This window comes from Orenia marismortui DSM 5156, assembly GCF_000379025.1.
Lineage (GTDB): Bacteria > Bacillota > Halanaerobiia > Halobacteroidales > Halobacteroidaceae > Orenia > Orenia marismortui.
Map to the genome: position 1 here is coordinate 422,127 of NZ_KB900618.1, position 22,490 is coordinate 444,616.

At 30.6% G+C, this 22,490-nt stretch carries 23 protein-coding genes; 1 reads left to right on the forward strand and 22 read right to left on the reverse strand.

From position 1 onward, the window contains the following. Nucleotides 1-18: 18 nt before the first annotated feature. The 10 genes from OREMA_RS0108065 to OREMA_RS0108110 form a co-directional block, all read right to left on the reverse strand. Nucleotides 19-390: a YlbF family regulator gene (locus OREMA_RS0108065; RefSeq protein ID WP_018248762.1), complete on the reverse strand. Its 372-nt coding sequence runs from the start codon at nucleotides 388-390 to the stop codon at nucleotides 19-21. Nucleotides 391-430: 40 nt separating this feature from the next. Beyond that, on the reverse strand, nucleotides 431-1,759 hold the full coding sequence (gene miaB, locus OREMA_RS0108070; protein ID WP_018248763.1) for a tRNA (N6-isopentenyl adenosine(37)-C2)-methylthiotransferase MiaB: 1,329 nt from the start codon (nucleotides 1,757-1,759) through the stop codon (nucleotides 431-433). A gap of 153 nt (nucleotides 1,760-1,912) precedes the next feature. Then, entirely contained in the window at nucleotides 1,913-2,473 is a 561-nt protein-coding gene (locus OREMA_RS0108075; RefSeq protein ID WP_018248764.1) for a GNAT family N-acetyltransferase, read from the reverse strand. Nucleotides 2,474-2,528: 55 nt separating this feature from the next. After that, nucleotides 2,529-2,735 (reverse strand): hypothetical protein, encoded by a 207-nt coding sequence (locus tag OREMA_RS0108080; RefSeq protein ID WP_018248765.1) that lies wholly within the window; start codon nucleotides 2,733-2,735, stop codon nucleotides 2,529-2,531. A gap of 57 nt (nucleotides 2,736-2,792) precedes the next feature. Further along, nucleotides 2,793-3,980 carry an SPL family radical SAM protein gene (locus tag OREMA_RS0108085; RefSeq protein ID WP_018248766.1) on the reverse strand — a complete coding sequence of 396 codons (1,188 nt, stop codon included), beginning with the start codon at nucleotides 3,978-3,980 and terminating at the stop codon, nucleotides 2,793-2,795. A gap of 222 nt (nucleotides 3,981-4,202) precedes the next feature. Further along, complete coding sequence (locus OREMA_RS0108090) at nucleotides 4,203-4,640, reverse strand: DUF523 domain-containing protein (RefSeq protein WP_018248767.1); 438 nt, start codon at nucleotides 4,638-4,640, stop codon at nucleotides 4,203-4,205. A gap of 37 nt (nucleotides 4,641-4,677) precedes the next feature. Then, nucleotides 4,678-5,106: a C-GCAxxG-C-C family protein gene (locus OREMA_RS0108095; protein WP_018248768.1), complete on the reverse strand. Its 429-nt coding sequence runs from the start codon at nucleotides 5,104-5,106 to the stop codon at nucleotides 4,678-4,680. A gap of 114 nt (nucleotides 5,107-5,220) precedes the next feature. After that, the gene (locus tag OREMA_RS18325) at nucleotides 5,221-5,727 is read right to left on the reverse strand and encodes a GNAT family N-acetyltransferase (RefSeq protein WP_018248769.1); all 507 of its coding nucleotides are present in this window, start codon (nucleotides 5,725-5,727) and stop codon (nucleotides 5,221-5,223) included. A 141-nt stretch (nucleotides 5,728-5,868) separates the two neighbouring features. Beyond that, nucleotides 5,869-7,815 (reverse strand): elongation factor G, encoded by a 1,947-nt coding sequence (locus OREMA_RS0108105; RefSeq protein WP_018248770.1) that lies wholly within the window; start codon nucleotides 7,813-7,815, stop codon nucleotides 5,869-5,871. Between the two features lie 255 nt (nucleotides 7,816-8,070). Further along, nucleotides 8,071-9,177, reverse strand: coding sequence for a methylated-DNA--[protein]-cysteine S-methyltransferase (locus OREMA_RS0108110; protein WP_018248771.1), 1,107 nt, complete (start codon nucleotides 9,175-9,177; stop codon nucleotides 8,071-8,073). Nucleotides 9,178-9,444: 267 nt separating this feature from the next. Here OREMA_RS0108110 and OREMA_RS0108115 point away from each other — a divergent pair, with 267 nt between their 5' ends. Continuing rightward, nucleotides 9,445-9,900, forward strand: a complete 456-nt coding sequence (locus OREMA_RS0108115) for a cupin domain-containing protein (RefSeq protein ID WP_018248772.1) — start codon at nucleotides 9,445-9,447, stop codon at nucleotides 9,898-9,900. 147 nt (nucleotides 9,901-10,047) lie between these two features. Here OREMA_RS0108115 and OREMA_RS0108120 read toward each other — a convergent pair whose 3' ends face one another. From OREMA_RS0108120 to OREMA_RS17440, 12 genes are all read right to left on the reverse strand, one after another. After that, nucleotides 10,048-10,287 (reverse strand): hypothetical protein, encoded by a 240-nt coding sequence (locus OREMA_RS0108120; RefSeq protein WP_018248773.1) that lies wholly within the window; start codon nucleotides 10,285-10,287, stop codon nucleotides 10,048-10,050. Nucleotides 10,288-10,597: 310 nt separating this feature from the next. Then, nucleotides 10,598-10,885: a hypothetical protein gene (locus tag OREMA_RS0108125; protein ID WP_018248774.1), complete on the reverse strand. Its 288-nt coding sequence runs from the start codon at nucleotides 10,883-10,885 to the stop codon at nucleotides 10,598-10,600. Continuing rightward, on the reverse strand, nucleotides 10,872-11,264 hold the full coding sequence (locus OREMA_RS0108130) for a zinc ribbon domain-containing protein (RefSeq protein ID WP_018248775.1): 393 nt from the start codon (nucleotides 11,262-11,264) through the stop codon (nucleotides 10,872-10,874). Before OREMA_RS0108130 ends, OREMA_RS0108125 begins: the two co-directional genes overlap by 14 nt. A gap of 538 nt (nucleotides 11,265-11,802) precedes the next feature. Beyond that, complete coding sequence (locus tag OREMA_RS17420; protein ID WP_018248776.1) at nucleotides 11,803-12,480, reverse strand: hypothetical protein; 678 nt, start codon at nucleotides 12,478-12,480, stop codon at nucleotides 11,803-11,805. 247 nt (nucleotides 12,481-12,727) lie between these two features. After that, nucleotides 12,728-13,051: a hypothetical protein gene (locus tag OREMA_RS0108140; protein ID WP_018248777.1), complete on the reverse strand. Its 324-nt coding sequence runs from the start codon at nucleotides 13,049-13,051 to the stop codon at nucleotides 12,728-12,730. A gap of 349 nt (nucleotides 13,052-13,400) precedes the next feature. Then, nucleotides 13,401-14,285 carry a formylglycine-generating enzyme family protein gene (locus tag OREMA_RS18330; RefSeq protein ID WP_018248778.1) on the reverse strand — a complete coding sequence of 295 codons (885 nt, stop codon included), beginning with the start codon at nucleotides 14,283-14,285 and terminating at the stop codon, nucleotides 13,401-13,403. 1,000 nt (nucleotides 14,286-15,285) lie between these two features. After that, nucleotides 15,286-16,485, reverse strand: coding sequence for an FprA family A-type flavoprotein (locus tag OREMA_RS0108150; protein WP_018248779.1), 1,200 nt, complete (start codon nucleotides 16,483-16,485; stop codon nucleotides 15,286-15,288). A 437-nt stretch (nucleotides 16,486-16,922) separates the two neighbouring features. Further along, nucleotides 16,923-18,116, reverse strand: coding sequence for an IS91 family transposase (locus tag OREMA_RS0108155; protein ID WP_018248780.1), 1,194 nt, complete (start codon nucleotides 18,114-18,116; stop codon nucleotides 16,923-16,925). A gap of 227 nt (nucleotides 18,117-18,343) precedes the next feature. After that, nucleotides 18,344-18,787 (reverse strand): hypothetical protein, encoded by a 444-nt coding sequence (locus OREMA_RS18335; protein WP_018248781.1) that lies wholly within the window; start codon nucleotides 18,785-18,787, stop codon nucleotides 18,344-18,346. Further along, nucleotides 18,787-19,035 carry a DUF6429 family protein gene (locus OREMA_RS0108165; RefSeq protein WP_018248782.1) on the reverse strand — a complete coding sequence of 83 codons (249 nt, stop codon included), beginning with the start codon at nucleotides 19,033-19,035 and terminating at the stop codon, nucleotides 18,787-18,789. Before OREMA_RS0108165 ends, OREMA_RS18335 begins: the two co-directional genes overlap by 1 nt. Before the next feature lie 227 nt (nucleotides 19,036-19,262). Next, nucleotides 19,263-20,126 carry a GIY-YIG nuclease family protein gene (locus OREMA_RS0108175; protein WP_018248784.1) on the reverse strand — a complete coding sequence of 288 codons (864 nt, stop codon included), beginning with the start codon at nucleotides 20,124-20,126 and terminating at the stop codon, nucleotides 19,263-19,265. 189 nt (nucleotides 20,127-20,315) lie between these two features. Then, nucleotides 20,316-22,286: a hypothetical protein gene (locus OREMA_RS17440; protein ID WP_018248785.1), complete on the reverse strand. Its 1,971-nt coding sequence runs from the start codon at nucleotides 22,284-22,286 to the stop codon at nucleotides 20,316-20,318. Nucleotides 22,287-22,490 lie beyond the last annotated feature (204 nt).

The following is a 22,490-nucleotide window of genomic DNA, read 5'->3' on the forward strand; positions in this document are numbered from 1 at the left end:
TTTTTAATAAAGATTAACTTAGCAACATCCTCCACCACAATTACCTGAAGCACAATCTTCTTGCTCTCCAGATAATGCAGAAGTGATCACTTGATTAACTGTTTGCATTACTTTATTGAATTTATTTTGAGCATCCATGAAATTCTTGATATTTTCATTCTCTTGCATTTTAGCTTGTAAAGCTTCTAATTCATTTCTTGTCTCATCATTTACTTCTTGTCCATTCATTTGCATCATTTGAAGCATTCTTTGCTTAGCTTGAAACTCTTGCAAAATTGCTTGAGCTGATTCATCAGCTTGCATAGTCTCCTCAGCAGTTTTCAATTCACTGTATTCTGTAGATTCTACTATTGATTCACCTAATTCTTGGGCTTTCTTCATAATTGACATAATTTAAAATCCCCCTTAATATCTATGTACCTGCAAAGTCTTAATCAACTATTTTACCATATAACGTCCAACTCTGCACCTTGTTTATTTTAACATTAACTAGCTGACCTGTCAAATCACTATCCCCTTCAAAGATAACTATCTTATTAGCAGTAGTTCTTCCAGTTAATGTATCTGGATTATTCTTACTTTCACCTTCAACCAATACTTCCACAGTTTTACCTTTATATGGTTTATTTTTCTCCATACTAATTCCCTTTTGTAATTCAATTAATCTTTGTAGACGATCCTTCTTTACCTCTTCTGGAACTTGATCTTCTTTTTGAGCAGCAGGAGTTCCTGTTCTTTTAGAATACATGAAATTATAAGCCATATCATATTTAACCTGTTCAAATAGATCTAAAGTATCCTGAAAATCCTCTTCTGTTTCTCCAGGGAATCCAACAATTACATCTGTACTGATAGATGCATCTGGATTTTTAGCTCTAACCTTTTCAATTAAAGAAATATATTCTTCCCGAGTATAATTTCTATTCATATCCCTTAAAACTTTATTACTCCCTGCTTGTACTGGTAAATGAAAATGATTACATACCTTATCTAAATTAGCAACTGCATCAATTAATCTATCACTACAATCTTTAGGGTGAGAAGTCATAAATCTAATTCTTGCTAATCCTTTGATCTCATTTAAAGCAGTTAATAGATCAGCAAAATCAGTCTCTTGCTCAAAATCATTACCATATGAGTTTACATTTTGTCCTAATAATGTTACTTCTTTTACACCATCATTAGCTAACTTTTTAACCTCTCTAACTATATCATCTAATGGACGGCTCTTCTCTCTACCACGTACATAAGGTACGATACAATAAGTACAGAAATTATTACATCCATAGATAATAGTTACCCAAGCTCGATGATCATCAGTTCGTTGAACTGGCATATCTGGAATTAATTCTGTATTTTCATCCCAAACTTGGACTAATGGATTGTTTTGCTCTTTGGCTTGTGCTAATAGCTCTGGAAAATGATGAATATTATGTGTTCCAAAAACAATATCAACATGGCGATATTTCTGCTTAATCTCTTTTACAACTTCCTCTTGTTGCATCATACAACCACAGATACCGATGATTAAATCTGGATTCTCTTCCTTCAACCTCTTAAGTTGACCAACCTTGCCATAAACCTTTAACTCTGCATTTTCACGCACACAACATGTATTTAAAATAATCACATCAGCTTCTTCTAATTCTTCTGTAGCTTGATATCCTTCTCCTTCTAATACTCCTGCCAACTTCTCTGAGTCATGCTCATTCATTTGACAACCATAAGTACGGATTAGATACCTCTTATCTTCTGCCATAATTATTCCTCCTTTTGATAATACATCTCAATTCGTAGACTATAACATTATATATTATAACATAAATCGATAAATTTAAAAGGACTATTCAATTAGTGAACAATTTATCCACTAATCTTAATAAATTATAAAATATCTTGTAGAAACTAAATGTTAGCCAAGAAATTCTTCCCGTGTTAAACCAAATAAAATTTCATTCATATACTTACCATTAGTAAATACTGTTTCTCTTCTAATTCCTTCTTGAACACAACCAAGTTTCTTCATCATTGTTGCTGAAGCAATATTTCCTTCAAGAACTGATACATTAAACTTATTTAACCTTCGTTCATTAAAGGCATAATTTAGTAAAATTCTCATTGCTGCTGTACCATAACCTTGGCCACGATAATCTCTACCTACCTGAATTCCTATGCCAAAAGTTCCATTTTTCTCATCTATTCCACACAGATTTAAAGCACCTACTACCTCTCCGGCTAAAGATTCTATTGTAAACATTAATCTACCTGATTCAGGATCAAAATATGCAAATTTTTCAGTCATTGCTTTAGCATCTTTAATAGTAGGTGGTAGTTCTAATTCATATTGTAATAATCGTCTAGCTTTACTATCAAAAAGATTATAGTAATGTTCTTCCCAATCTTCAGGGCGCATAGCTCGTAGTCTTAATAAGTCATTCTGCCAATAATAATCCTTATATTTTATATCTTTCACATTAACACTTCCACTTCATTATTTTTAATCAACTAAAGATAAATTTGAAGCTAAATTATTTACTAATTTTAGTTCCACTATATGTAAATTGATTTCTATTCATCTTAACATAATTTCTTTGGCCTCTAGATTTAATTTCTCCTATTAGATTGTTACAATCTCTACAAAACAAATTATTATCTTCAATTCTTCCATACAACTGTCTAATCTTATTCTCCCAACATCTTAAAACCCTTCCTTGCCCTATCTTCTTATATTTCATAAGTTTAGCTTTACATTTAGCACATTTAATAGTTAAAATTTTAGCCCCTCCTAAATATCACTTTAACTTTAATTTAATATAATCAAAAGTTCTTCTTTCTAGCACAACCTCCTCAATAAACTTACTCATCTTCTTATTTTTAATTAACTTAATTAACTCTCCACTATAAATTAAAAATAACAGTTTTTGTTCTAGAGCTGTATAATTTAAATTTCTCTTCCGATTAAAGGATTTCTTCTCTTTGATTAACCACTGACTATATCTTTTTAAACTATCTTCTAATGCTGAAATATCAATACCTCTTTTAGAATATAAATCCTGCATATGATTTAATAAGATATAAATTTCATCATATAGAGGGAACTGATTTCGATAAAGATAATGGGGCAGGTGCAGAGAAATAGAAGACTGCATAAAGATTTCATCTATTTTTTCGTCCACTTGCTGGCGATAAGAATAAATAGGAATTCCTGATTGTCTATTCTCCCTATAAAGATTTTTGAATTTGCCCAATAGTTGAGGAAATTTATTCTTGATAATATCCATAAATATATCTTTCTGCTTGCCAGGTCTTAAAGTTAATGCTCCTGGAATAATAAAATCAACTCCAATCTCCTCTAACTTCTTTAATAAACTCATAAGATTCTTCTTAGTATCAGAAATATAAGGAATAAAGGGCATAGCAAGAACTCCAACATAGATTCCTCTTTCTTTAAATTTCTTTAACATCTCTAACCGTTCTTCTACTGAACTTGCTCCAGGTTCAAAAATTCCCCTTAAATTATCATTTATAAAAGTTAGAGATACCATTAAAGTAACTCCATTCTTAAGATTAATCTTCTCCCAGATATCAATATCACGCATAGCCAATGCTGATTTAGTCATAATATTAACAGGAAGATTGTATTTAGCTAAAACCTCTGCTGATTGTTGCATAAGCTTTTCTTCTGCTTCTATAGGCTGATAAGGGTCACTTACCCCTGAACCTATTGATATAATCCCAAGCTCTCTTGTTCTGCTTAATTCTTCTTCTAATAATTCAGCTATATTCTCTCTAACTACAATATCCTTTTCAAAATCTCCCTCTACATAATACTTTTCAGCCCTACCATCACAATATTTACAAGCATGCTGGCACGCAGAATAAGGAGAAAAACTATACTTACGAGGGAATAAAGGACCTACAAGACCTGTATTTTTGGAAATTGATTTCAGTTTAGTATAATGTTTATTGATATTACGCATCCTTCCGCTCCCCACTAAGATTCTAGATATATTCCTTTTGCCTATTGATATATTCTATAATCATCCAATTTTAGAATGAAATTTAAATCTGGTGTTATAGATAGAGATTACGACAGTTTTTATTAGCCACTAGCTGCTGGCTTCTAGCCTTTAGCTTATAAGGTCTTAGCTAATAGCAGATTTATCACGAAGGGTTTATGATTTTCGAACCCGTAGGAACAGCTAGAAGCTAGTAGCTAAAGTGTCGCTATATACAATTATATCATTTTTAATTAATAAATCAGCAGTTAGGCCATTTCCTTTTATAAGCTCTCCACTAAAGTTTCCATCATATATTAATCCATAACCACAAGAAGGACTTCTTGACTGCAATATTGCTACTTCAGCTCCAATAATCTGAGCAATCTCTAAGGTCTTCTCTGCCCCAACAATAAATTCTTTGCTAAAATCTCGCCCATCTTTGCTTATAACCCTTTTATTCTTACTTTCATCAATTATAATTTCACAAGAAGATCTAGGAGTCTTTAGACCTCCTAAAACTTCCGGACAGACTGGAAGAGCTTTGCCTTCTTTTACTAACTTACTTACAGATAGATTCTTACTATTTCCTCCATTATATCTACAATTAATCCCTGCTAAGCATGCACTGACTAAATACATCTTAATTCATCTCCTAGCTTATATAAAATTAAAGTCTTTAATTAAAACTACTATTATGTCTTATGGAATTTGTAGCAAGCTTTACTGCTCTTTTTGTTATATCCTCACACAAATGTGGTGGATTATCTGCCTTAAAACCTTCTGGACGTAATTCTTTACACACTAAACTACCCAAAGTATTCTCAAATTTATCAGCAAAATCATAACACAGACTTCTAATTTCTTGCTGAGAAACTTTTGACTTTTTCCCTAAAATACCAAAAAACATTAATGCTCCTCCTACTAATCCACATTGCCCTCCAAACCTCCCAGCACCTGGGATACCACTAGCAGAATCTATTATCTGAGAATTTAGTTCAACTTCAAATATTTCTCCTAGTGTTTTTAAGATTGTAATAGCACAATTTAAATCTTCCTCCCAATAATAAGCATGTACTCTCTGATCAATTAATCCTTCCAAACCCATTACTTCTACCTCACTTTCTATTTTTCACCCTACTAAAAGTTCCTTTATTTCCCTTTTCCAAAGCCATGTATTTGTTATATTTCTCTATAGATTATAAGCAAACTTAAAACTTTTTTAAGCTTCAATCATATACTTATTCTTATTTCCACTATCTTTTACAAAGCTATACCCTGATTTCTCTAATACCCTAGCTGAGATTGTATTGTTAATATCTACGATCCCCCATATATTAGATACCTCAAGTTCTTTTAATGCCCAAGCACTCATTGCTTTTACTGCTTCTGTAGCATAACCTTTACCTTGATATCTTTCTTCAATTGCATAACCAATCTCAACACCTTCATCTATTGGGCTAAGACCTACATGACCAATTAATTCTTTAATTTCTTTGATTACAACCCCTAGTACATATGGAGCTTTGTCAGGTGATGCTTTCTCTAAATATTGTGATATTAAAAATTCAACAACCTCATGTGCCACTTCTTCATTCTCATATACCTGATCTGGTAGCCATTTCTTCATGCCTTCTTCTTGGCTCATTAAAAATATTTTTGAAACATCTTCTACTAACAAATGACGTATTGCTAATCTTTCTGTCTCAATCAAGCTGCATTCTTTCATTTTGATTATCTCCTTTTAGTTTTTTACAACTCTTCCTTATTTTCATTCCAAAGTTTTTTTAGTTAAAAAATCGTTAGTGGTCATTCTCTGACTAATTTTTATAAAAGAATGGTCAACCTCTCTATCAAATCCAAACTTTTCTTAACCACAGTGCATCTTTTCTTCTGCTTCATACCAGGGCACTACATATCCCTGACCTTTGGCACAAAAGACAGAAGATGAACTATACTCCACATCTGCATCTTTATCATAGTTAATCCTCTCAATAACTTCCTCTTGATTATGACAGATATCATAACCACTAAAGACTAGATTTATCATCCCCTTACCACTAGTAAAAGCTAACAATTCCGTAGGATAATTCATAAAAGTAGCTACAGGTGCTTTACCTTTGATTATAACCTTATCCTCTATAGTCTCTGGAGGCTCAAAGCTACCACTAGCCTTTTGAATATCTGCTAAAACCCTCCCCATATCATCTAACCCTACTTTTATCTTAAAACCATAGTAAGGTTCAAGAAGTATCTTATCAGCTTTTTCAAGTCCCTGTCGTAAAGCCCTATAGGTAGCCTCCCTAAAATCTCCCCCTGAAGTATGTTTATTATGACCTCTTCCTGTAACTAAGGATATTTTCAAATCAGTTAATGGACTACCAGTAAGTAAGCCTCTATGTTCTTTTTCGAAAATATGCTGTTCAACTAGATTTTGATGTCCCTGGCTCAAATCATCAACATGGGCCAAATTTTCAAAGATTATTCCACTATCTCGTACACCTGACTCGATCTTCAAATGAACCTCGGCATAATGTTTTAAAGGTTCAAAATGGCCATAACCAAAGACCTGATCATTAATTGTTTCTTTATAGATAATTCCAGGTTCACCAAACTCAACCTCAAGATCAAATCGATCCTTAACAACCTCTTTTAATATCTCTAGTTGGATTGGGCCCATTACCTTAATTTGAATTTCTTGTAACTCTTTTTCCCAGCTAAGCTGTAAAGAAGGATCTTCATCATTTAGTATATTAAAAGCTGTTAATACTTCTTTAAGATTAGTTGAAGAATCAAAGATTACCTTTGATCTTAAGGTAGGTATCATATTATAGGCCAGTGCTGAATCAACTTTACCAATCCCCATTCCAGCCTTTGTTTTAGATAATCCCATAACTCCCACTAGCTGACCAGCCTCAGCTGAGTCTACTGTTTGATAATTTTCTCCGTTATAGACTCTTAGCTGGCTAATCTTTTCACTGATTTTCTCTTCACCATCTAGGTAGCTAAGTTGATCTCTAACTTCGATACTTCCACCTAAAATTTTCATAAATGAGATTCTATTCCTCTGATCATCATATCCTATCTTATAGATTCTGGCTTTAAGACTTTGATCATTATAATTAGTCTCTGTTAACTGATGAAAGTTATCAAAAAACTGAATAATTCCTTGGTCATGCAAGGCTGAACCACTAGCAGATAAATAGAGTTGATTTTCCTTAATCATCTTCTTCATCTGAGCAATCCAGATCTCCTTACTATAATTAGCTCCAAGATACAATTCCAAAAGTTTATCATTTCTTTCAGCCATAAACTCTATAATCTCTTCATCTAATTCTTGTGTTAAAGAATTAGAAAGAAGGCAGATATTTTCTGTTAAATTAGCCCTAATTTCTTCTATTACCCTATCTACATCTGCCCCAACTCTATCTGTTTTATTAATAAAGAAGAAGGATGGTATCTTATGCTTTTTTAGTAATTCCCAGACTGTTTCTGTATGACCTTGTACCCCTTCTACAGCACTGACAATAATAATAGCATAATCCATGACCATAATGGTTCTTTCCATCTCTGGAGAAAAATCTACATGGCCTGGAGTATCTATTAAATAATAAGTATCTCCTTTATATTTCATCACAGCCTGTTCTGAAAATATCGTAATCCCTCTCTCTTTTTCTATCTGATGAGTATCAAGGTAAGAATTCTGATGATCTACTCTACCAAGTTCTCTAATTGTATCTGTATGGTATAAAAGCCCTTCTGAAAATGTAGTTTTACCTGCATCAACATGAGCTATAACTCCAATTGTTTTCTTCACTGCTAAACCTCCTACTATTGATAGAAAATAGTTTGATATATTATTATGATTATTTTCATCATTTAAACATAAAGCCCTTCATAATTTGTTGAAATAATGGATTTATAGCTAAAGTTATATACTAACTCTTTTAATTCTCTAAAATTTAAATTTTCCCAAACTTACGGTTTGGACTGTCCTTTCTTTTATAAGAAATATTAAAATTTTAATAGAAAAAATCTGATATAGGATCTCTACTCAAACTAATATAGATCATTAACAAAAATTTTTCTCATGTTCTAAAAGCCATTCTTTACGCCATACTCCAGCTCCATATCCTCCAATTGTACCAGTACTTCCTACTACTCGATGGCAAGGTATAATAATTGCTATATTATTCTTATTGTTAGCATTGCCAACTGCCCTATATGCATTAGCATTTCCTGTCGCTACTGCTATATCTTTATATGATGATGTTCTTCCATAAGGAATTTTGATTAATTCTTTCCAGACCTTATTCTGAAATCTAGTCCCATTAATTCTTAGTGGCAAATCAAACTCTCTTCTTTCCCCATTAAAATAAGCCTGTAATTGTTTTTTACTTTCTAGTAATAGAGGATCTAATTTTTCTTCATATCTTCTTTCTTTAATAAAATCTAAGCTAATTATCTCTTCTTGAGCAGACTGAATTTCCAACAATCCAATTGGAGAATCAAAATATGCTACATTATTTTTGAGATTAACTTCTTCAATATCATCATACTTAAGGTGATAACCCTTAGCAGTTATCTCCCATAAATAAAAAGAGGCTAAAGTATTATAAGGAGAAAATTTACTCTTAAACTTCTCAAACTGCTTCTTGCTTGGACTTTCTTTCAAACCATAAAGCCATTGTAAGCCTTTTCTAATCCCTAAATCATTAGTACTAAGAATATTCTTTCTATTTAAAGAAAAAATCAGAAACATCTCAGCAGTCCAAGTTCCTATTCCTTTTATTTTAATAAGTTTCTTTATAATCTCTTCATCTGACATCAAAGTAAAACTGTCAAAATCAATTTCATTTTTCTCAACTGCCTCTGCAATGTTTTTTATATAGGTTATTTTTCTTTTTGAAAGCCCACAATTTCTCAATCCCTCATCACTTGTCTGAAGTATATTATTAGGCTCCAACTCTGAAGTATAATCCTTAAATTTATTCCAAATTGTAGTAGCAGCCTGAGAAGATAACTGCTGAAATACTATACTATTGACTAAAGCTACAAAAGGATCAGCAATATATTCTCTATCTACCTCTCCAACAGAATCAATTAATATCTTCATTTTATTATCTTTACTTTTTAAGCCCTCTATTTCACTTTCTCTAATGATAATTTTCTTATACATATCTTCTTATCCTCCATTACAATGAAATTGCACTTCTAAAAATACATAATAGATAAAAAATCTTATCTAAAACTTTCTGTTGATGATCACAACTAAAACTTATCTAATCTGCTACTATGTAAAATAAAGATCAATTTAAAATATCTATTCACACTCTTATTTTTCCTAATGAAACCTGATTAGAATTGATAGCTTTTCTGTAAATCTAAGAACTTATCTTAAAGATATAACATATAATATCAAAAAACTACGAAAGGAAGGATCAAGATGAATGATGGTTATATAATCAACCCACGCTACCCCAAACAGCTTATTCAGTTAAAAGATTATGGACCATGCCCCTTTGTAATTAATATTGAAGAAGCTACTAAACAAAATAACTATTACCGTATCGCTTTATGGACAGGAGAATATTTGCAACTTACCTTAATGAGTATCGATGTTGGTGATGAAATAGGCTTAGAAATTCATCCAGACGTTGATCAATTCATACGTATTGAACAAGGACAAGGAATTACTATGATGGGCAATAGGAAAAATCAGTTAGATTTTCAAGCAGAAGTCTATGATGATGATGCAATATTTATCCCTGCTGGTAAGTGGCACAATTTGATCAACACAGGTGCTGTACCACTTAAATTATACTCTATTTATGCTCCACCTGAGCACCCACGTGGAACAGTTCATGAAACTAAAGAAGATGCTGAAGAATACCATGGATAATAAAATTTATGATTAATATAAAATATCAAAAAATTTCTATGAATTTAACTAGTTGAGATTATAGTTAACTTGAAAATCACTACAAAACATATGTTCTGTAGTGATTTTTTTAATTGCTAACTAGTTCAGCTTCTCTATGTTTAGTTTTTAATCCTTCTTTCTAGAAGCAACAATAGAGATAATCAAGCCTGTAAGCACTATCAAATATTCAATACCAGCCAAATTAGAATTAGAATCTACTGCTATTATTCCACCAAATAAAGTACTATTTATTCCTAAAAGCATTAACTTAACACCTGAAACTCCACTTCTAATACTTACAACAATTAAGCCTATTATAACTCCTAATATAATTAGTAAAAATAATGCATATGGAATTACTGCCATTTTTCATTCCTCCTTCTTATGGTACAATATTATATTATCCTTTAACCATAATTTAAATATATAGACATTCAAGATTTTTAGTATCATATATATTTTTTAGAACTAGTTTAATACTATCCTTATGCTATTAATTTCAGCTAAAATCTTGAGATTTGTAACACTCCAATTACCTATCAGTATATACATTCTAACTGTTAAATCTCATAAGTTACCTCTTATACACTTTTAAGTAACTAGCTTAATGTTACTAAATCCATATTATATAATGTAATTGCTAGCTTCTGATTTATAAGAATAATAAGATCTAACACTAAACTGATTTATTATTTTTATTTAACCATAATAAGATTAATTGTGAGGCTCCTATTAGAGACAAAGATATTAAAATTCTAGAAATTAAAAGTTTAGCCGCAATCAAAATAGATGCAATCTTCATAATTAAAAAATAATCATTAAACATAGCTGCTTCAGATTTATTAGCTGAAACCAAAGCTATAATATTTATAATTAAAGCTACAGTAAATAATATAATACAAATCAAAATCAACCAAAAGCCTATACTATTTAATTTCTTAACTTTAGAATTATTCATTCTCATAATTTACCATCATCTTTAATAGACTAATTAATTCTCCTACTCCATAATAAACAAGACCAGACATAGTTTTATTAAGTATAGAAAAAAGTACGCTTAAAATAATAACAATCATACTTTGATTATTAGAAGCCATTCTGTCATGTAAAACAAAATTGCTTACTGTAGTCAAAATAACATGTAACACTCCAAGAATAATGAAAACTATTCCTCCCATTTTTAACCATTCTTCCACCTTGAAATCCATAAATTTAAATTTTAAATTGTCCTCATTATCCTTATCTTCCATTTTAGCTGCTAACGTCTCTACTAAATCAACATTGCATTTAGTACAACGCTCAAAACCTTCTCTAAATTCATCTCCACATTTTGGACAAAACATTCATAGCTCCTCCTTTATTTTATTTAATGTTTGCAATATAGAAAAAAATTAATAACTACTTAATTTATATAAATTTTCTAGATTTACAACATTAAATTGTTACTTCTTTACCTTTGCATATCTTCCCAAACTTCATAAATCAGTTAATGACCTGATCTTACTTTACAATTAGATATAACTAAAGTGCTATTGCTATTAGCCAATAGACCATATACTACTTAGAAAATAACACTAAAGGAAACTAACCATGTAAATCATATAATAATATAACTTTGTCTAAATAAAATAATTACAGATAAAAATATAGTAAAACACCTGATATCTTGTTTCCTATGTTATCTAAAAACAAAAACTTTTTATATTTTAATTTAGTTAGCAGCAAATTTAACAAGCGAACAAAAACTATTCCTTTTACTACAATACAAGTATAACAGTTTGTGAACCATCACAAAGCCATTCCAAACTTAATAAAAATGAGAGATCAATACTATATTTACTTTATTAATACTAAATTTTATTAAGTCTTGATATATAGTAGCTATTGATTGTATTTTATTCTTTTTTTATAATCATTTTTAAATTTTATGCCTTTACTTTTCAATAAATCATCAGCAACTATAGCTGTTCCTTTAATTCTAGCACCTACTGTTATTTCCGGTTCTATAGAAGGGTTAAGGGGATATTTTTTACCATTAAACTTCATTTGAGCAAAAAAACTCTTTATTCCACCTCCAGCCACAGGAATAATAATATCATTCCATCCATTAGTTTTATCTTTACTAATAATTATAGGATTATTCACTAAACTAAATCTTGAAATCAAATTATATTCATCATTATTATCTTCAAATAATAAAGCACTACACCCCCCTGAACCACAAACCATTCTCCCTACAAGTAATACAAAAACTTCCTGCTTATCATCTCCATTAAGATCAATTCGATTATAATAATATCGAATTTCATCTCTACCCTTCTTTAAATTATAAACTTTTGCAAATGCTTCTTCTAATTTTTCATCTTTTGTAGTTTCTGCAGATAAATAATTAATATCTGAAAAATCAATTTCATCTCGCTTCTTAAAGTTTGAAAAAAATCTACTTTTTTCAAAGCTTAATAAAGCATCATTATTTTGTTTAGCAATTTTATTGACATTAAAATATACTATTAAACTTATTATTAAGATAGTTAAGAATATAAATTTTAATTTTTTCACAAATAAGCTTCCTTTCTTTTTAAATTAAAATAATTATTTTAAATCAAATCTTATTATTCATTTGAATATTCTATTTACCTTTAGGTGTTGAATAATATAAACTTTTCTTTCAAATTTGCTCTAAAAGTAAATTAATAAGATGTCATATAATTTTCTACAGGTTAAAAACTTTCTCATATAATGAGCCTAAATTTTTAATTAATCTACAATCTTACATAAGTCATCTTCACTTCAATTTAGAACCTAGCTAGGATTTGGCTAAGATATTGTTATACAAAGTAAGGAATGTAGATTTATTTATTATACTATCAAGAATATCCATAAAACCTGATACATTTTTAAAAGAATCAAAATGTCTTCCTATCTTATTCCAGGTCTGTTCTTCATCTAATTCTAAATGTTTTCCTAATGCTAGCCAAGCATTTTTATCACTTAAGAAGTTAAGAGATATATCAAATTCATGCTTTTGTACAACCTCTTTAAATTTTTTAGCCGCTTCATAAATTTCTTCCTTGTAAAATAAACGATCACAACATATTAATTCACATGGACAAATTAACTTTCTATCCACTTTTTACACCTCATTTTTATAGTACATTTCAAATAACTTCCCATCAAAAACACTGTTTATAAATTATAACCCTCTACTTATCTAATTTTCTCTTTCTATTGTTTCAAAACGATTTTAAAGCCAGAAATGTTACATAAGATTCCTGAGACTACGTTCCCGAAAATGCTCCTAACTTCTAATTAAAACTAAAACTTATGCAATTTATTCCAGCCTTCATATATGCTCATAGACTGAGATGTTGTTAATCTGCTGTTATCTGGAGTCCTACATTAATTATATATCTATTCTTATCTAAAATTTTAAATAATTTCAATTAAGAACCTTTCTCATTAGCTACTAATTTTTATACCTACTGAGCTTTAGTTCTTACAAAACGAAATCCAAGTGTATCTTCGCTTATAGATGGTTTATCATAATCCCAAAAACCAACTTCACAGAAAATACCTAAATCATCCCAGCTGCCATTCATGAAAATCATATTAGAGTCATTTTTGGTATTTATCCACTCAGCTACATTACCACTCATATCATAGATTCCTAATTCGTTTGCCATTTTTTCTCCTATTGGATGTGTCTGTCCAACATTGTTAACTTTTGAGTTTTCCCAATGCCAAGCACATTTATCTAGGATATCACTTCCTGCATATATAGTATCTTTGCCTTTTATTCCTCCCCTTGCCGCATATTCCCACTCTACTTTTGTAGGCAACCTATATCCTTCTACTTTTCTTATATCAGTTACTATGTTTCCATTCTTATCTAATAAGTATCCATCTGAATTGTATGCTTTTTTCAATTCATTCTTTTCACTTAACCAATTACAATAATCTATAGCTCCCCACCAAGTTACTTCTATTACCGGACACTCTTCAACATTGGCTTTATTACTACTTTTAAAATAAAATTTATTTCTATATCCTACTGCACAATCCAAATCATCTATATCTATTAACCTATGACCATTATATTTTCCATCTATTCCTATTTTCCTATCATTAAGAAATTCTATATACTCTTTATGTGTTACCTCATACTTACTTATATAAAAATCATTTACTTTTACATTACATTCTTCTTGCTCACTAAAATTTTCATTACTACTATTCATCATAAATTGTCCCTTCTCTACTATAACTAGTTTGCTCTTGTTAAAACTACTCTGACTAGCATAAATTAAGCTGCTAAACGATACTACCAAAATTAAAGATAAAATAATTATTTTCCCCTTTTTCAATTTTTATTCCTCCTTTATATTTCTTACTCCCATAATATTTTCTACTACAAAATGTTTTGAATATTTTCAGTAGAAGTCGGGTAAGTCAGAAGCCTTACGGCCTCTTCCTCCCCTAAGAACCGTACTTGACACTTTCACGTCATACGGCTCAAGCTCTCTAAAATTAGCCTTCGGATTAGCGATAACAAATAATAAATTTACTACCTAACCTTTCAGAATATGAGTCCGTTAACCTTAATCGTCTGTGGTAGCCCACTCATACGAGTTATTTAGCTTGCCACATTCACAAAGTTCTTATTCCTTCCAGCCTACAGCCACCTTGTAGGAAGTCAGCCTCCTTTCAGAGTAGGGCAAATTTTGAACCCTTATCCATCTCATTACAAGATAGCATTCGCTTCTTCCAATCTCTTCTACCCACTGATATTGTATTAACATTACTGTTAACCTACCTAAATCTTTTAGGAAAACATTGGGCTTACCCAATTCTATATCTTAGCCAATTCATACTGTCTTAGGTTCTACCTTTACTCCGAAGATTTCATCTATTTGTTAGATAGTCCGACAACCCTATCTAACTCTTTCTCACACCTTTTGGTCATAGTGTATCAGCCTAATTTCACTATTTACGTTTGACGAAGCTTGCAGTAGTTCAATTAGTTTAACCATAACAGTATCTTTATCCTAGCAACTCACCTGCTTTAGGCTAGCAGGGTATTTCACATTGTCTTTATCGCTTGGCACAAAACCGTTACTAGTAATGCACCGATAGATAGATTACCTCAAATAGAATAGGTAGTCCAAAGGCCTACTTTCAGCAGACTTAGACAGCCTAAGATATAACTTACCCCTGTTATTTCAAGGGCTGGTCACACTTCAAACCTGAAATCTGAATGTCGCTAGCTCCATGTTAGCCGAAGTACCCTTTGTTCTTATCAAATAAAATTATAGAATAATGAAACCCTCAATAATAACTAGAAATTCCATTATTCCACCTTTTTAATTATATTTCCTGCTTTATTTTATGAGCAATTCTAACCCCAAATTCATAACACTCTTTTAATTGTTCTTGATTAGGAACATATATTACTTCTAAAGGTTTTTCAACTAATTTAATATTAGCTTTTTCTAACCTATCTGCAATTCGTTTTGTTGCTCCTCCTCGCCAACCATAAGAACCAAAAGATGCTCCTATCTTATTTTTAAACCTTAAACCTTCTAATTCTTCTAATAAAGGCACTAATTCAGGAATTATTACATTATTAATAGTAGAAGAACCAACAATTATCGCTTTAGCATCAAGAAACTCCTTAATTATATCATTCTTATCAGAATCTGATTTTCTATAAAAATGAACCTCTATTCCTTGGTCTATTAACCCATCGGCAATTTTTTTTGCCATCAATTCTGTACTATCCCACATAGTTTCATATACAATAAGTGCCTTCTCCTTTGTTTTACCCTCAGCCCATTCTAAATATTTATTGATTATCTTAGTTGGTTTGTTACGCCAAATAATTCCATGAGCTGGTGCAATCATATCTATCTCAATATTCATCTCTTGTACTTCTTTTAATTTTTTAAGTAGAATACTACTAAAAGGGGTTAAAATGTTTGCAAAATACTTCTCAGATTCATTCATAATAAGACAGTCATCAGCTTGATCATCAAACAATTGAGAAACACAAAGGTGCATTCCAAAAGCATCATTAGATAATAACAATTTATCTTCTGAAATATATGTAAACATACTATCAGGCCAATGTAACATTGAAGCATTTACAAAAGTTAAATTTCTACTTCCTATATTAACAGTATCGCCCGTGTTAACGACTTTAAAATTATATCCATCTCCATAATGCTCAATAATTCCTTCTTTACCTTTAGCTGAACAAATTACTGTGACATCATCTTTTAATCTCTCCATTGTTCTAGGAAAAGAAGAGGAATGATCTGGTTCTACATGATTGACAATATAGTAATCAATATCTTTAAATTCAATCACTTCCTCTATATGTTCAAAAAATTTGTCTATAAAGGGCTTATATACTCCATCAACTAATACATTCTTCTCATCCTTAATAATATAACTATTGTAGGTAGTTCCTTGATGAGTACTATAGGCTGGTCCGTGAAACCAACGGAGATTCCAATCTCTTGCTCCTACCCAATGTATACCTTCCTTAATTTGAAAACTAGACATTTTATCCCTCCATAATACTTATTTAAGTTAAAATTAGTTTAACCTAATGTTTTTGTATTATGTAGATTAAAATATAAAACTATCTTAAGGGTATTTCGGCTAATGTTCCTGAGGTTCGCGACATCTCATAGACGCACCTATCCCTCACATCAATCTATATCTAACATAAGTCCTCGCCACCTTCACCTCTGATCAAAATTAGATGTCGTTAAACTCTTGTTATATGAAGTGCGTAGCGCCTTCTATGGAGTTTTATATTTATTTTTACCTCCATAAACTTGCGATAACTTGGATTCTATTTAGCTTATTCTTGCCCTTAACATCTATTTTCTTGTCCAACTTTACTAATTAACTATACCATAATCATCAATTAAGCAAATTTAGGCCTACTCCAACCACTTCTCACTAACCCATGTTATTAAAAATCATACTTTACACTACGCAGACCTCTCTCTGTCTCGTAATGTCAAATCTGAATTTAATTCTTTACCCATTAACAGCAATAATAATCTCAACTCTACACCTTTAAACTCTCTTCCTTTAACTAACTTTTTGCCACACACTGGGCATACTGCTGCTTTCCCATGCTCTTCACAATAATCTTGCCACTCTATCTTCTCAATTTCTCTTACTTCATCTTGTCCAAATGTCTGTCGACATTTATTCAATTCATCCCTTTTGCAACCAGCATATATCCCATAATATCTTACTACCTTCAANTGTGGCATCGGCACATGCAATAGNAATCTACGGATAAATTCTTCGACTTTTAAAGTCATTACCTTTCTATTAGATCCATCCTTATTGTCATCATAATAAAATTTAACTTCCTTCTCATTATAAGAAATTATACGCTTGTCAGATATTGGTCCTCCCTTTATATAATTCCCTAAATATTTAATGACTCCCTCTCCATATGCATATTTTTTACAAGTATATACATTCCATTTCTTCTTTCTTAACTTTCTTAATCTTCTATGTATTTTGCTATAACTAGAATCCTCTGGTATATCTATTTCTCCCTTATAANTTAAATTATGGACTCCATCTAAAAACTTCCCTCTAAATATTTTCATCAATGTTCTTACTGGAACTAAATATCCCTTCTTACTTTCTTTCCATTTTCCATCTTCAGTTAATCCACCACCTGTTACAAGACAATGCANATGTGGATGANAAGTTAAAGTTTCTCCCCAAGTTTGTAAAGTTGCTATCATTCCTGGTTTAACTCCTAAAAAATCTACATTTCTCATCATTCCAAATAAAGATTCTTTAGCACATTTAAATAATAAACTTGTCATCTTCTTTGGATTTAATAACCATAAATCATTTAATTGATGAGGTNTAGTAAAAATCACATGATAATGGTGAGTATCTATAATTCTTGCGCTCTGTCTTTGAATCCACTCTTCCTTTTCCATCGCTGAACATTGCGGACAGGATCTATGCTTACAGGAATCATACCAAATACGATGGTAATGTCCTTCTGGACATTTTTCCACATGACCACCCATTACTTCTGTACGACAATTAATTATATTCCAGGCTGCTTTTCTAGCATGATCAGCTATGGTATATTTTTCTGAAACTTGGTTATAATATTTTTTAAAGATGTTTTGTATTTTTGACATCTTTTATCACTCCCGGGAGGTTTGTTGTTTGTGATGATTCAACATATCTTTCCCGGATTTTAACTTTTCTATGCGGAGCATTTCATATAACGTTCCTGGGGTTCGCGAAGTCCCCGATAACACTCCAACTTCTAATTAAAACTAGCATCCTAACATAAGCCAGCCCCGACTTTCATTTATGCTCCCTAATTGGGATGTCGCTAAGCTGTTGTTATGAGAAGTTGGGCTTAAAATGGGACTACATCTTTAAGAGGATCTACACTGTTTTTATTCTTATTATCATCTTCTTTGCCTTTTATATCTCTTTCATATTCCCACCATGTAATTCCATATGGTGCCCCTCCAGATGTATATCCCGCAATATAATAAAAATTTTCATCCTGATCAGAATTAAAATATTCTTCTTCAGCTTGTTTCTTTTTCTCTTCTGCTTTTCGTCTCTTAGCAGCTTTTCGCTTTGCCTCTTCTTGTTTTAAAATTTGTTCTTTATATTCTAGGTCAATCTCATAACCTAACATTTCTAATTCCTTTATTGCACAAACAAAATTTACACCATACCATCTCTTATACCCTCTTACTAAATTCTTTCCAGTATAAGTAGGAATCCATGTCTTTGCAGATTGTAATCTCTGTTTTCTTTTAAATTGCTTTCTTCTTGGTGTTGAAGACATTAGTTTTCCTCCTGATTGATATATTTTTCCATTAATTTTTTAGCTTCTTCTATTCCTTTTTCTTTAATATAAACTGATTTTGCTCTACTGCTTCCAAAAATAAAATCTTCTTCTCTTAACTCATCAAGTATTTCAAACGGATATCCTTTCCAACTCCTCTTTACATCCACGTCTTCTGGAAAGTCATCTTCTTCCCATGACGTTAAATATAATAATAATAGAGTTAGTTCCTTAATTTTTTCCTTCATTTAATATACACACTCTCCTTAATATCTGATTTTTTGCTTTTAAAATCATTAAAGCATACATACTATCAATAGCCCAATTTCTCATAACGTCCCTGAGATTCGCGACGTCCCCTGTAATGCTCATAATCTGAGATAAATTCTAAGTCTCACATAAGTCAGCCCCAACCCTCATTTATACACCTCAACTGGGATGTCGCTAACGTGCTGTTAGGTGACGTTTCTCGGTTTTAACTTTTTTCTGGTTTTTCAAATTCTTTCAAAGTTGTACCATCTTTTAATTTCCATTCTGTCAATCCATTTGCATTTCTTCCCATTACTACTCCCGCCGCTGTTGAAGGACTAGAAAATAAATAATCTTTTACAAACACATAATCATTATCTATTTCTTCAACTATACCTTTTTCTATTAATTCTTTCCTTTGTCTATTAACCCAATTTTGAGCAGATTTAACAACATTCTTTGCCATTCTTGATTTCTTCAAAACTACAAAACCTTCTGATGTACTTTGACCTTTAGCATCTGCACCTCTAGCAGCATTTATATAAAAATAACTAACTTTCTTTTGACTAACTTCTTTAATCTCCTCAAAAACTTTATATCCTAATGTGTTTACTAATAACTTTACATTATATATAAATTCCTTCATTTCTGCTTTGTCTGATTCAGAAATAGATGGACATTTTGGGATTGTAGCATTTTCAATTTTAAATCTACCTACTTTTTCAGCAATTTCATATAATTTATATTCTAAAAATCTAACATGAGCTCTATTTAAATTTTCATCTTTACTTACAATTGCTATTGCATCATTCCAGAAATCTTTTTTATCAAGATGTTGATTTAATCTACTGAATATATCCTCTGTTTGTCCAATATAAACCATATCATCATCTGGACTTTCAGGATCTTTTCCAAATAATAAATACACTCCAATATTTTTTAATTCTTCTCTATTTGAAGACTCTTTTAATAATTTTCTTGGAATTTTATATGCTTTACCAACCCAATTTGATAATTCACATGTCATCCTACTATTAGGATCACCATCCATCAAAAAGATCTTTATAGTTTTTGCAAAAAAAGAATCCAAAATTACCCCTCCCAATAAACAAAATTTATTCTTTATATTATACCAAAATCATTCTTACGAACATTTTTATACTAACAATAGAGAAATGTCACCTAACGTCCCTGAGCTTCGCGACGTCCCTGCAAATGCTCCAATCTCTAATCAAACTACAATCTAACATAAATCAGCCCAAACTTCCATTTATCCTCTCTACTGGGATGTCGCTAAGGTCATGTTAAGTGAAGTTGGTCTCCACCAAATTTTATCTAAAATACAAAAATCATCATTAATTTTAATTATTACTAGAATAAATAATCTTAAAAAAGTGATATAATTTTGATAGTGTATTTCTCTATCATCATCAATACTAGGTTGAGTATGTACATACTTATTTCTTAAATCTAATCCATTATTAAATTGTGATTTATTAAGAAAATAGTTTATATAAGCTTGTTCAGGTCTTGAAAATAATGTGCTTTCAAACTCAATTATATTCTTACGCCCAAGTTCATCAATAATTTTTCTTTCCGCCTCTGAACATTTCCAGTAGCTAATTACTTCATTAAAATATAGATCTCTTAAAATCGTAACAAGACGTTTATTACTAAAAATAATATAATCTTCTTTATCAGTTGATAAATATTTATAATCAAGCAACCACTTTACTTCTGAAATACAATAATCAGGATAATCATCTAGCTTAAATTTTTCATTACACAATAGTTCAAAATAATTTTCATAAGATTTTTTAGTTTTTTCGCTATATCCTAAACCACTTTGATCTGAAAAAAGTAAGAAAGTAGCAGTCTTATATATATCCCCAATACCATAAGCATATTTTTTATCTACTAATGATGGTATTTTTTTATATATCATATGTTCTGAGCGAATTTCAAGTAGTTCAAAATCAATTTCTCCCTCTTCCACAAATAAAATAAACTGTTTTAATACTGACTCCATTGCTGGCATAATATTAGTGCATTTTTCAAGCATAGTAGAACTAATCGAAGGCATATTAATCTTAAATTTATAAGCATTAAATTCATCCATAAGATACTCTTCAAAAAACCATTCAATAACTTCTTCTAGCCTAATACCTAAACTAAATAATTCATTATAATATCCATTTATTTGAAGCAAAGATAAAATATTTTTTCTGTCAAATATTACTCCTTTCCTATAAGCACTTTGAGATGAAATCAGTCCAAATCTTTCAATTACCCCCATCTGATTAAATTTATTAACTAAATTAAACCTCATTTGCAAATCTACAAACTCAAACAAATAAATAAAATTATTTAATAATGTTGCATAATCCATATTACTCTTAATCCATTTTCTATTATACTTTGCACTTATAGCTTGATCGTCTACTTTTATAATAGTTTCTTCATCATGTGAATCAGAAAATTCTACAGTTGTTTTCATAACCATCTTAAAACCATTGGATAATAATTCATCTTCTTGATTTACTACTTTCTTTTTTGCCTTTAACAAAGTTTTTGGAGAGAGCTCAATTTTATCCTTATTACTTTGTATATTTGCAATAAGTCTCAAGTAATTCAAATTTGGATTTTCGCTTTCAATATAATTATGAATAATATTTTCTTTATCTTTATTAGTTAATTCTTTTGGTAAATATAAAGTTTCTTTTTTAGTAATATGTTTTATCTCATATTTATCCAACAATATTTCTGCTGACTGACAATCATTGAGCATACATTTTCTAATAGTCTCACCAAAATAGTATGTAATTCTTTTGTTCTTTAGCAATCCATATAAGGGTACTTCTGAAGTATTCATAAATTCTTGAAAATCATTTTGGTTAATATTTTTATATACCTCAAGTTTTTCAATTAATTGCCAGAAATCATCTTTATAATTTCTTTCAACATTATTATAAATTATTATAAAATCATCTTGATTTATTGATTTTAAAAACCTTGCTACTTTTCCAAACTGATATCTAATTATATCTTCAAAATTTTTAATATCTTTAGGGGTCCATTTTGACAAATAAATTTTATTATCAAAATATTTTTTTATATTATAAAGTTCAATCATATCGTTAATATCTTCTACTGGTTTTCCTGCTTGATATTCCCTGATAAGATGTTCACCATTTATAAGATAATGACCACATGCTAAATCGTTAATAGAATAAAACTTAACCCTTTTCATTTTTACACCCCCTAAAAACTTGAAATCACAATAAATACAACCATAGAACACAACATTTTCTTGACCAATTTCACTTAACGTCCCGCAGCTTCACGACGTCCCTGATAACGCTATCAACTCTAATTAAAGCTACAAATCTTATGTAAGTCATCCCAGCCCTGACTTATGCTCATAGACTGGGATGTTGTTAATCTGCTGTTAGAC

Excerpts from the sequence above, each read along its gene's own strand:
- OREMA_RS0108085 (WP_018248766.1), bottom strand. The coding sequence starts at position 3,980 with ATGCGTAATATCAATAAACATTATACTAAACTGAAATCAATTTCCAAA.
- OREMA_RS0108065 (WP_018248762.1), bottom strand. The coding sequence starts at position 390 with ATGTCAATTATGAAGAAAGCCCAAGAATTAGGTGAATCAATAGTAGAA.
- OREMA_RS0108095 (WP_018248768.1), bottom strand. The coding sequence starts at position 5,106 with ATGGGTTTGGAAGGATTAATTGATCAGAGAGTACATGCTTATTATTGG.
- OREMA_RS0108115 (WP_018248772.1), top strand. The coding sequence starts at position 9,445 with ATGAATGATGGTTATATAATCAACCCACGCTACCCCAAACAGCTTATT.
- OREMA_RS18325 (WP_018248769.1), bottom strand. The coding sequence starts at position 5,727 with ATGAAAGAATGCAGCTTGATTGAGACAGAAAGATTAGCAATACGTCAT.
- miaB (WP_018248763.1), bottom strand. The coding sequence starts at position 1,759 with ATGGCAGAAGATAAGAGGTATCTAATCCGTACTTATGGTTGTCAAATG.
- OREMA_RS0108120 (WP_018248773.1), bottom strand. The coding sequence starts at position 10,287 with ATGGCAGTAATTCCATATGCATTATTTTTACTAATTATATTAGGAGTT.
- OREMA_RS0108150 (WP_018248779.1), bottom strand. The coding sequence starts at position 16,485 with ATGTCTAGTTTTCAAATTAAGGAAGGTATACATTGGGTAGGAGCAAGA.
- OREMA_RS0108080 (WP_018248765.1), bottom strand. The coding sequence starts at position 2,735 with ATGAAATATAAGAAGATAGGGCAAGGAAGGGTTTTAAGATGTTGGGAG.
- OREMA_RS0108130 (WP_018248775.1), bottom strand. The coding sequence starts at position 11,264 with ATGTTTTGTCCAAAATGTGGAGATGAATTTAGAGAAGGTTTTGAGCGT.
- OREMA_RS17440 (WP_018248785.1), bottom strand. The coding sequence starts at position 22,286 with ATGAAAAGGGTTAAGTTTTATTCTATTAACGATTTAGCATGTGGTCAT.
- OREMA_RS0108090 (WP_018248767.1), bottom strand. The coding sequence starts at position 4,640 with ATGTATTTAGTCAGTGCATGCTTAGCAGGGATTAATTGTAGATATAAT.
- OREMA_RS0108125 (WP_018248774.1), bottom strand. The coding sequence starts at position 10,885 with ATGAGAATGAATAATTCTAAAGTTAAGAAATTAAATAGTATAGGCTTT.
- OREMA_RS18335 (WP_018248781.1), bottom strand. The coding sequence starts at position 18,787 with ATGTCTTCAACACCAAGAAGAAAGCAATTTAAAAGAAAACAGAGATTA.
- OREMA_RS0108165 (WP_018248782.1), bottom strand. The coding sequence starts at position 19,035 with ATGAAGGAAAAAATTAAGGAACTAACTCTATTATTATTATATTTAACG.
- OREMA_RS0108110 (WP_018248771.1), bottom strand. The coding sequence starts at position 9,177 with ATGTATAAGAAAATTATCATTAGAGAAAGTGAAATAGAGGGCTTAAAA.